General features: G+C 65.0%; 11 protein-coding genes. 7 read left to right on the top strand and 4 right to left on the bottom strand.

From position 1 onward, the window contains the following. Nucleotides 1-221: 221 nt before the first annotated feature. The 4 genes from rplI to rpsF all read right to left on the bottom strand — a co-directional run bounded on the left by rplI (nt 222) and on the right by rpsF (nt 2713). On the bottom strand, nt 222-821 hold the full coding sequence (rplI, locus tag AOQ71_RS37245; RefSeq protein ID WP_057757990.1) for a 50S ribosomal protein L9: 600 nt from the start codon (nt 819-821) through the stop codon (nt 222-224). Between the two features lie 46 nt (nt 822-867). After that, nucleotides 868-1845: a DUF2232 domain-containing protein gene (locus AOQ71_RS37240; RefSeq protein WP_057757989.1), complete on the bottom strand. Its 978-nt coding sequence runs from the start codon at nt 1843-1845 to the stop codon at nt 868-870. 128 nt (nt 1846-1973) lie between these two features. Further along, complete coding sequence (rpsR, locus tag AOQ71_RS37235; RefSeq protein WP_007592020.1) at nt 1974-2213, bottom strand: 30S ribosomal protein S18; 240 nt, start codon at nt 2211-2213, stop codon at nt 1974-1976. 5 nt (nt 2214-2218) lie between these two features. Beyond that, nucleotides 2219-2713: a 30S ribosomal protein S6 gene (gene rpsF, locus AOQ71_RS37230; protein ID WP_057757987.1), complete on the bottom strand. Its 495-nt coding sequence runs from the start codon at nt 2711-2713 to the stop codon at nt 2219-2221. 470 nt (nt 2714-3183) lie between these two features. Here rpsF and AOQ71_RS37225 point away from each other — a divergent pair, with 470 nt between their 5' ends. The 7 genes from AOQ71_RS37225 to mltG form a co-directional block, all read left to right on the top strand. Beyond that, nucleotides 3184-3888, top strand: coding sequence for a TetR/AcrR family transcriptional regulator C-terminal domain-containing protein (locus tag AOQ71_RS37225; RefSeq protein ID WP_057757985.1), 705 nt, complete (start codon nt 3184-3186; stop codon nt 3886-3888). Nucleotides 3889-3891: 3 nt separating this feature from the next. Beyond that, complete coding sequence (locus tag AOQ71_RS37220) at nt 3892-4917, top strand: fatty acid desaturase family protein (protein ID WP_057757983.1); 1026 nt, start codon at nt 3892-3894, stop codon at nt 4915-4917. A 175-nt stretch (nt 4918-5092) separates the two neighbouring features. Then, complete coding sequence (gene fabD, locus AOQ71_RS37215; RefSeq protein ID WP_057757981.1) at nt 5093-6052, top strand: ACP S-malonyltransferase; 960 nt, start codon at nt 5093-5095, stop codon at nt 6050-6052. 12 nt (nt 6053-6064) lie between these two features. After that, complete coding sequence (gene fabG, locus AOQ71_RS37210; RefSeq protein ID WP_057757979.1) at nt 6065-6802, top strand: 3-oxoacyl-[acyl-carrier-protein] reductase; 738 nt, start codon at nt 6065-6067, stop codon at nt 6800-6802. Between the two features lie 309 nt (nt 6803-7111). Next, a complete protein-coding gene (locus tag AOQ71_RS37205; protein ID WP_008130699.1) occupies nt 7112-7351 on the top strand; it encodes an acyl carrier protein in 240 nt (79 codons plus the stop codon). Between the two features lie 108 nt (nt 7352-7459). Next, on the top strand, nt 7460-8725 hold the full coding sequence (gene fabF, locus AOQ71_RS37200; RefSeq protein WP_057757977.1) for a beta-ketoacyl-ACP synthase II: 1266 nt from the start codon (nt 7460-7462) through the stop codon (nt 8723-8725). A gap of 125 nt (nt 8726-8850) precedes the next feature. Then, a partial coding sequence (mltG, locus tag AOQ71_RS37195; protein WP_057757975.1) for an endolytic transglycosylase MltG occupies nt 8851-9951 on the top strand: 1101 nt, incomplete at its 3' end.

Genomic DNA, 9951 nt, shown 5'->3' with positions numbered 1-9951 from the left:
GGCCCGCCGACGCCGCCGATCTCGCGCTAAGCAGGACCGCAACGGCACCCATCTCGATTGCGATGCGCGGCGAGAACCTCACTGTAAGAACAAAAAGCCCGGCCGCCTGAGGCGACCGGGCTTTTGATGGTGTTCGTCATTCCGGGGCTCGCGAAGCGAGAACCCGGAATCTCGAGATTCCGGGTCTGGTCCTGCGGACCGCCCCGGAATGACGAGCAGGCTTACTTCTCTTCCGCGGCCGGAGCCGGCGCGACGTCGTCGTGCTGGGCTTCCGGATCGAAGAACTCGCCGGCAGCGGCGATCGCCTCGGCGGCGGCGTCGCGGTCCTCGTTGCGGGTGGAGATGTCCTCGCCGCGGTTGATGCGCTCGGCCTCGTCCTGGCTGCGCGCGACGGTGACCGTGATCTCGACCTCGACCTCGGGGTGGACGGCGACGGTGATCGAGCGCTTGCCGATGGTCTTGATCGGCGCGTCGAGCTGGATCTGCGGGCGGGCCAGCGAGATGCCGTCGGCTTCGAAGGCGACGACGATGTCACGCACGTTGACCGAGCCGAACAGCTGGCCGGCTTCCGAGGCCTGGCGGATCACGATGATGTTCTTGCCCTCGATCTTCTCGGCGACCTTGGCCGCCTCGCCCTTCGAGGCAAGGTTGCGAGCCTCGAGCTCGGCCTTCATGCCGTCGTACTTGGCGCGGTTGTCGGCGGTGGCGCGCAGCGCCTTGCCGCGCTTGAGCAGGAAGTTGCGGGCATAGCCGTCGCGAACCTTCACGACTTCGCCCATCTGGCCGAGCTTGCTCACGCGTTCCAGCAAAATGACTTCCATATTCGTTCTCCTTTGAAGTGCTCTGGTTTTCAGTTTCGGGTTGAACTCAAGATATCGGCAATGGCGGCGGCTGCCGGTTACGCAGAAAGCGCTCGCGGAAGCCGAACACGGCATCCGCAAGCCCAAGGATCACCATCGCGATGACAGGCCAGCCGAACACGACGACAACGGCATAGGTTGAACCGAGCCAGAAGGTGCGGCTCTTCAGCGCGAGTGTCAGCGTATGCAGCACGGCGAAGCCGGTCAGCGCGTAAGCCATCATCAATGCCGCCGTGGTGATCTGCGCGACGATCGCGAGCAGGCCGCCAGTGAAGCAGAAGGCAAGCGCGATGCAGAGCACCGCGAGCGTCATCGCCGGCAATTCGGCCGTCTTCAGATCGGGCCAGGGACGGCGCAGCCGGCCCGATGTCGCCGTCACTTTGGCGCTGAGCCAAAGGTTGAGCGTGAGCGTCATCATCGAGACGATGGCGGCGGCAGCCGGCGCGATCCGGACCAGCGCATCGATGAACTGGTCGGCCTCACCAGTGGCCTGCGGATCGGTGGCGCGGAGGATGCGCATCAAGCCGCGGTGCAGCGTAGCGGTGATGGTATCGGCGTCGGTGCCGAGCGTGAGCAGGGCCGCGAGCGTGGTCAGGACTGCGAAGCCCGCGATCCACAACAGGATGCGGCCGACCGGGTACCATTCGATTTCAGGTTCGGCGGGCGCAGCGACGTCCACGGCAGGTGTCACGCCCGCAACGTGCCGGCCGAGCAGGACAAGATGGCCAAGCCACCAGGCCGGCAGGGCGATGGTGACGGCAAAGGCGATGCAATAGGGCAGGCCGAAGATCGCGCCGAGGCCGACCGCCGCGGCGATACCCCCGAAGCTCGCATAGAGCGGCCCCCAGCCGATCGCGGCGACCATCAGCGGCAACGGTGCGAGATAGAACAGGACAAGCGAAATCAGCGCGCCCGACACGATCGAGGCGAACATCAGGGCCGACGCAGCGCCGGCGATCAGGGCTATCAGTCCAAATACCATCATCAGCTGTCCCGCTCCCTTCGAGCGGTTAGAGGCGCTTTGCCCCAACCATCGGCGACCGGACGACCCGGAAGCCTTATGAAATTCAAGGAGTACGGCCGGCGGTACAATCGCCGCCGGCCGAATTCGTCTTAGCGAATGACGTAGGGCAACAGGCCCAGGAAGCGCGCACGCTTGATGGCGCGGGCGAGCTCACGCTGCTTCTTCGCGGACACTGCGGTGATGCGGCTCGGCACGATCTTGCCGCGCTCGGAGACGTAACGCATCAACAGCTTGGAGTCCTTGTAGTCGATCTTCGGCGCATTGGCTCCCGTGAAAGGGCAGCTCTTGCGGCGACGGAAAAACGGGCGGCGTGCACCAGCTTCAGCCATTGTTCTTACTCCCCATCCGTCGTTTCAGCTTCGTCGCGCGGGCGGCGCGGCCCGCGATCGCCGCGGAAGCCACCGTCGCGATCACCACCGCGGAAACCGCCTTCGCGGTCGCCACGGAAGCCGCCTTCACGCTCGCCGCGGAAGCCGCCGCCACGATCGTCGCGCTCGCGATCACGGTCGGCCTTGCGCATCATCGCGGACGGGCCTTCCTCGAGCTCCTCGACGCGGACGCTGAGATAGCGGATCACGTCCTCGCTGATGCGCTCCTGGCGCTCGATCTCGGCGATCGCCGCGGAGGGCGCGTCGATGTTGAGCAGCACGAAGTGCGCCTTGCGGTTCTTGTTCATGCGGTAGGTGAGGGAGCGAACGCCCCAATTCTCGGTCTTGGTGACCTTGCCGCCGAGACCTTCGACGATGCCGGTCATCTGCGCAGTCAGCTCTTCGACCTGCTGCGTGCTCGCGTCCTGGCGCGCGAGAAAAACATGCTCATAGAGAGCCATATCAGTCCTTTCCTCGTGTTGGCGCATTGCCCGGCGTCAAGCCCTTAAGAGACCTTCGGAAAGGACTCTGGGATTAAGCTCAGAAGGCGGAAACACGGGACGACGGGCCGACTGGCCCTGCCACACCAAAATCACTGAGGATTTGCTGAGACCGTCCGTTCAGCTCCCGGCCGGGGTTCTGCGGATGGCGCGCTTATACGGATTTTGGCCGGCTTTGCAAGGTTTGACGCCATGTTTTTGGGCCCCGGATGGTCCCGTTGCGGCCCGAACGTGCTCGCCTCACACTCGGTGTCATCGCCCAGCCATTGCGCAATTGTGCACTAGGACCGGGCGATCCAGTACTCCGAGGCGGCTGTTGTTGAACCGATGAGGCGCGGCGTACTGGATGCCCCGCCGGCGCGGGGCAAGACAGTGGTGGGCTTGACCTATTTGTTTGTATGTCATACAAATAAATCAGGGAGAGGACCCCAATGGCGGAAAAGCCGGCCCAGGACGCGCTCGAGGCGGCAGGCGACCCCAAGCATGCGGCGCGGGCGACGCGCTCGGCCGGGCGCAAGATGCGGTCCCTGCTGCTGGATGCGGCGAGCCCGATGTTTCGCGAGCGGGGGCTGTCGGGCACTGCGATCACCGACATCGCGGCCGCCGCGGACGCGTTCCCGAGCCAAATCACTTATTACTTTCGCACCAAGGAGGCGCTGTTCGTCGAATGCGCCTGCCGCGATCTGCTGTATCTGGCCCGCGCGACCGAACAGGCGGCGCTGAAGGCGCGCACGCCGCGGGAGTACACGCACGCATTGGCCGAGACCGTGACGGCGAGCGATTCGATCGCCTTCTTCGCCGAGGCGCTGACGCTGACGCGGCGACGCCAGGATCTGGCGCCGCTGGTCGAGCGCACCATCGAGCGCCTGCATGCTGAAGGCGCGCGCGCCTATGCGGGCCAGGTGGCGCGCCACGGCTGGCGCTCGCTGCGCGCGCCCGATGAAAGCTCGCGGCGCTTCTGGGCCGTCGCCATCGGCGTCATCCTTGAAGGCTACGCCATGGGCCGCTCGCCCGAAGCGCTATGCGCCGAGATGCTGCGTGTGCTCGGCGAGCAGGCGAAATCGACCGGTGATACTGCGCGCCTGCGTCTCGTCGACGAGCGTGACACACCGCGCAATTCGAATGAGGAGGGGTAGGCGATGACCGCGCTTCGCATGCGTGCCCGCGATTTCCTGACCGATGATCAACTCGCCGACGTGCGTCAGCGCGTGACGTGGAAAGGCGTCGCGATGATCGCCCACGCCTGGGCGCTCATCATTGGTGCGATCGCTCTGGTCGCGTGGTGGCCCAATCCGCTCACCTACGTTCTCGCCGTCGCCCTCATCGGCCCGCGACAGCTAGGTCTGGCGATCCTGATGCATGACGGCGCGCATGGTTGTCTGTCTGCGGACGAGACGACCAATCTGGCGCTGAGCCAGTGGCTCTGCGCCTATCCGCTGTTTGCCGAGACGCGCAGCTATCGCCGCTATCATTTGCAGCATCACGCGCGCACCCAGCAGAAGGATGATCCTGATCTGGTGCTATCGGCGCCGTTTCCGATCACGAAACTAAGCTACCGCCGCAAGTTCATCCGCGACATCACCGGACAGACCGGCTACCAGCAGCGCAAGGCGCAATTGCTCAACGCGCTCGGGCCGAAGGATTGGCCGTGGCGCCGGCGCGCCGCGCATTTCCGGGAGAAGCTCGGTCCACAGTGCTTCGTCAACGCCGTGATGTTCGCTGGCCTCGCCGCGGCCGGCGTGTGGTGGGCCTATCCGCTGCTATGGCTGGTGCCGCTGCTGACCTGGATGATGGTCATCACCCGCATCCGCAACATCGCCGAACACGCCGTCGTGCCCGACAGCAGCGATCCCCTGCGCAACACCCGCACCACGCACGCCAATTTTCTCGAGCGTCTGTTCATCGCGCCGTACTACGTGAACTATCACCTCGAGCATCATCTCTTGTTCTACGTCCCTTGTTACAACCTGCCGAAGGTCCATCGCCTTCTCAGCAAGAGCCGGCACGCCGCTCGGATGGAAGTGCAGCCGAACTACGCCGCGGTGCTGCGGCTTGCGACCGCGAAGCCCGATCGTGATGACCGTCCCGGCCAGCTGGTGAACAGCGCACGCCGCGCACGGGCGGGGGCGGCGGTCGATGCCAACCAGACCGACGGTGGGTTCTAGCGGCCGCATCCCCCGTTGAATGCCGGCGGAAGTTCCTATCTTGGCTTGACATTCCGGCCCCGGACAGTGTCTACGGCCCCTTTCGGAGCATGGTCCGGAACCAAGGCTCGGGCCGGACGTCATCGGCTGCCGGGTTCTCGTGGCACACGGGTTGAGCGATCCAGGGAGCGCGCCGATGACGGCAGCATTCACATTTCCGGGGCAGGGTTCCCAGGCGGTTGGCATGGGCAAGGCCCTGGCCGACGCCTATCCGGCGGCGCGCGCCGTGTTCGACGAGGTGGATGCCGCGCTTGGAGAGAAGCTGACAGCGACCATCTGGGACGGCCCGGCCGAGACCCTTCAGCTCACCGAGAACGCACAGCCGGCCCTGATGGCGGTGTCGGTGGCGACCCTGCGCGTGCTGGAGACTGAGGCGGGATTTTCCGTGGGACGGGATGCCGCCTTCGTCGCCGGTCACTCGCTCGGCGAATATTCGGCGCTGGCGGCGGCGGGCAGCCTGACAATCTCTGATACCGCGCGGTTGCTTCGCACCCGCGGTCTCGCAATGCAAAAGGCCGTGCCTGTTGGCGCCGGCGCCATGGCGGCGCTGCTCGGCCTCGACTATGACGCCGCCATGGAGGTCGCCAGGGAGGCGGCGCAGGGCCAGGTCTGCCAGGCTGCCAATGACAATGGCGGCGGCCAGGTGGTCGTCTCCGGCGACAAAGCCGCGGTCGACCGCGCCGTCGAGATCGCCAAGACCAAAGGCGCCAAGCGAGCGATGCTGCTGCCGGTGTCCGCACCGTTCCATTGTCAGCTGATGCAGCCCGCCGCCGATGCGATGGCCGAGGCGCTGTCCAAGGTCACGATCAAGGCGCCGGCTGCGCCGCTGGTGTCGAACGTGCTGGCGAGCGCCATCACCGATCCCGACGAGATTCGCCGCCGGCTGGTCGAGCAGGTGACCGGCACGGTGCGCTGGCGCGAGTCGGTCGCCTATATGGCCGGGCAGGGCGTCACCCGCTTCTTCGAGATCGGCGCGGGCAAGGTGCTGACGGGCCTCGTCAAGCGCATTGCGGACGGCGCCGTCGGCGTTGCAGTCGGCGGTCCCAACGATATTGCCGCCGCCAAGGACGCATTGGCCGCTGCGAAGCAGGGCTAGAGGAGTTTCTCAATGTTCGACCTCACTGGCAAAAAAGCGCTCGTCACTGGCGCGACCGGAGGCATCGGCGGCGCGATCGCGCAGGCGCTGCATGCGCAGGGCGCGACCGTCGCGATTTCGGGAACGCGGAAAGAGGTGCTGGATGAGCTTGCGGGCAAGCTCGGCGAGCGCACCCATGTGCTGCCTTGCAATCTCTCCAAGGCCGACGAGGTCGAGGCGCTGGTGCCGGCCGCGGAAGCTGCGATGGGCCAGGTGGACATTCTCATCGCCAACGCCGGCATCACGCGTGACAATCTGTTCGTTCAGCTGCGTGACGAGGATTGGGATGAGGTCATCAACGTCAACCTGACCGCGACCTTCCGCCTGGCGCGTGCCGCCACCAAATTGATGATGCGCAAGCGCTTCGGCCGCATCATTGCGATCACGTCGATCGTCGGCGTCACCGGTAACCCCGGGCAGGGCAACTACACTGCGTCGAAGGCCGGCCTGATCGGCATGATCAAGACGCTGGGCGCCGAATACGCCAAGCGCGGTGTCACCGCCAATTGCATCGCGCCCGGCTTCATCAAGACGCCGATGACCGATGCGCTCAACGACAAGCAGCGCGAGACCATTCTGGCCAAGGTTCCGGCTGCCCGCCTGGGTACGCCCGAGGACATTGCAGCCGCCGCCGTTTACCTGAGTTCGAACGAAGCAGCCTACGTCACCGGCCAGACCATCCACGTCAACGGCGGCATGGCCATGATCTGACTCGTCGTTCCGCACTGCCCACATGGCTGGTGCGGATGCGGCAAACGGCCGTTTTCGGAGCGAATTGAGGCGTGTAGTCAAGGCAGTTGAAGTATGATAACCGGACCTTCAACGGATGGGCAAAGAACGCCATTGCAGGTTTTTGAAACCCTGTATATTGGCGATGCGGAGCCTTGGCCGTCGTTCGCCGGGCCTCCATCGGTTAAGATGGGGCCAAATCAAAGTTCGTAAGCGAAGGCAGTCAACGACCACGACGGCTCGTATCGTCCCGGGGGGTCGGGTCTACAGGGAACAACACGAGGTTATGCAATGAGTGACATTGGCGAGCGGGTTAAGAAGATCGTGGTCGAACACCTTGGTGTTGAACCCGAGAAGGTTGTCGACGCAGCGAGCTTCATCGATGACCTCGGCGCCGACAGTCTGGACACCGTCGAACTGGTGATGGCGTTCGAAGAAGAATTCGGTTGCGAGATTCCGGACGACGCCGCTGAGACGATTCTCACCGTCGGCGACGCCACGAAGTTTCTCGAGAAGAACGCGAAGAGCTAAGGCTCTTCATTTTCGCGGGGACAACATTGAAACCGGACGGGCCGCTTCGCAGCGGCCAGCCGGTTTCTTGTTATTGGCCGTGAATCTTTCGATGCGGAGTTTTCGGATATGAGGCGGGTTGTCGTCACTGGTCTCGGCATGGTGTCGCCACTCGGCTGCGGCGTCGAGCCGACCTGGAAACGCATCCTCAACGGCGAAAGCGGTGCGCGCAGGATCGAGAGCTTCGATGTCTCCGATCTGCAGACCAAGATCGCCTGTACCGTCGTGCGCGGCGACGGCAGCAACGACAGCTTCAACCCCGACAAATGGATGGAGCCGAAGGACCAGCGCAAGGTCGACGACTTCATCATCTTCGGCATGGCTGCGGCCGGCCAGGCGCTCGACGATGCCAACTGGCATCCCGAGAGCGAAGAGGATAAGTGCGCCACCGGCACCATGATCGGTTCGGGCATCGGCGGCCTCAACGGCATTGCCGACACCGCGATTCTCCTGAAGGAGCGCGGCCCGCGCCGGGTGTCGCCGTTCTTCATTCCGGGCCGCCTGATCAATCTCGCTTCCGGCTACGTCTCGATCGCCCATGGGCTGAAGGGCCCGAACCATTCGGTGGTCACGGCCTGCTCGACCGGTGCCCATGCGGTTGGCGATGCCGCCCGCCTGATCGCGCTCGGCGATGCCGACGTGATGGTTGCGGGCGGCGCGGAGTCGCCGATCAGCCGCATCGGCATTGCCGGCTTCAATGCCGCGCGTGCGCTCTCGACCGGCTTCAACGAGACGCCCGAGAAGGCTTCGCGCCCCTACGACAAGGACCGCGACGGTTTCGTGATGGGCGAGGGCGCCGGCGTCCTCGTCCTGGAGGAGTTCGAGCATGCCCGTCGCCGCGGCGCGAGGATCTATGCCGAGGTGATCGGCTACGGCCTGTCGGGCGACGCCTACCACATCACGTCGCCGTCGCCCGATGGCGATGGCGGTTTCCGCAGCATGTCGGCCGCGCTGAAGCGCGCCGGACTGACCGCGTCCGATCTCGACTACATCAACGCGCATGGCACCTCGACGCCGCTCGGCGACGAGATCGAGCTCGGTGCGGTGGAGCGGCTGCTCGGCAATGCCGCCTCCAAGGTGGCGATGTCCTCGACCAAATCGTCGACCGGCCACCTGCTCGGCGCGGCCGGCGCGATCGAGGCGATCTTCGCGATCCTCGCGATTCGCGATAATGTCGTGCCGCCGACCATCAACCTGGACAACCCGTCGGTTGAGACCGCGATCGATCTCGTGCCGCACAAGGCGAAGCAGCGCGAGGTGAACGTCGCGTTGTCGAACTCTTTCGGTTTCGGCGGTACCAATGCGTCGGTGATCGTCCGGCGTCTGGTCCAATAGTTTGCGTTCGAGACGAATCCACCGTTTTGCCGTATTCGGCGATAGTCATATCAGTGGGCGCGTGCATTGGGCTCGGCAAGCGATTGTCTGGCTGCGATTGAACCGGCAGGATTCAGGTTGCTTCGATGAGTGAAAGGCCGCCCATTTCGCCCCGGAGTCCGCGGGCAGCGCTCGAGCCCGAGCAGGTCCCGCCGCCGCCGAAGCGTTCGGAACGGGCACGCAATCCGTTCGTCGTGGTCGGTAACGCCATCATCACCTTGCTGTTGATCGGAATGATCGGCGCCGGCGCGGCCTATTATTACGGCCGTCAGGTGCTGGAATCGCCGGGGCCGCTGAAGGAAGACAAGGTCGTCAACATCCCGCAGCGTGCGGGCAAGCGCGACATCGCCGAGACCCTGAACAAGGAAGGCGTCACCGACGTCAACCCATGGGTGTTCATCGGCGCCGTGGCTGCGCTGAAGGCGAGCTCGGACCTCAAGCCCGGTGAATATTCGTTCCAGAAGAACGCGAGCTTGCGCGACGTCATTGCCACCATCGTTGAGGGCAAGGTGGTCCAGCACGCGGTCACGATTCCCGAGGGCCTGACCTCGGAGCAGATCGTGGCGCGGCTCAGCGACAACGACATCTTCACCGGCAGCGTGCATGAATTGCCGCGCGAAGGCACGCTGCTGCCCGAGACCTACAAGTTCCCGCGCGGGACCCCGCGTGACCAGGTGATCCAGCGCATGCAGCAGGCGCACAAGCGCGTGCTCGCCGAGATCTGGGAGCGCCGCAGCCAGGACCTGCCGGTCAAGACGCCGGAGCAGCTGGTGACGCTGGCCTCGATCGTCGAGAAGGAGACCGGCAAGCCGGACGAGCGCAGCCGTGTTGCGGCCGTGTTCGTCAATCGCCTCAAGCAGAAGATCAAGTTGCAGTCCGACCCGACCATCATCTACGGCCTCGTCGGCGGCAAGGGCACGCTGGGACGCCCGATCAAGCGCAGCGAGATCACGCAGCCCTCGCCCTACAACACCTATGTGATCGAGGGCTTGCCGCCGGGCCCGATCTCCAATCCCGGCCGTGCCTCGCTGGAGGCCGCAGCCAACCCGGCCCGCACCCGCGACCTCTATTTCGTCGCCGACGGCTCGGGTGGCCACGCCTTCACCGAAACCTACGACGCCCACCAGAAGAACGTCGCCAAACTCCGCGCGATGGAGAAGCAGATCCAGAACGACACGGTCGAGCCC

The sequence above is a fragment of the Bradyrhizobium manausense genome (genome assembly GCF_001440035.1).
In the GTDB taxonomy this organism is placed as follows: Bacteria; Pseudomonadota; Alphaproteobacteria; order Rhizobiales; family Xanthobacteraceae; genus Bradyrhizobium; species Bradyrhizobium manausense.
Note: the sequence above shows the minus strand (reverse complement) of the source record. Positions and strands in the feature narration are given on the sequence as shown.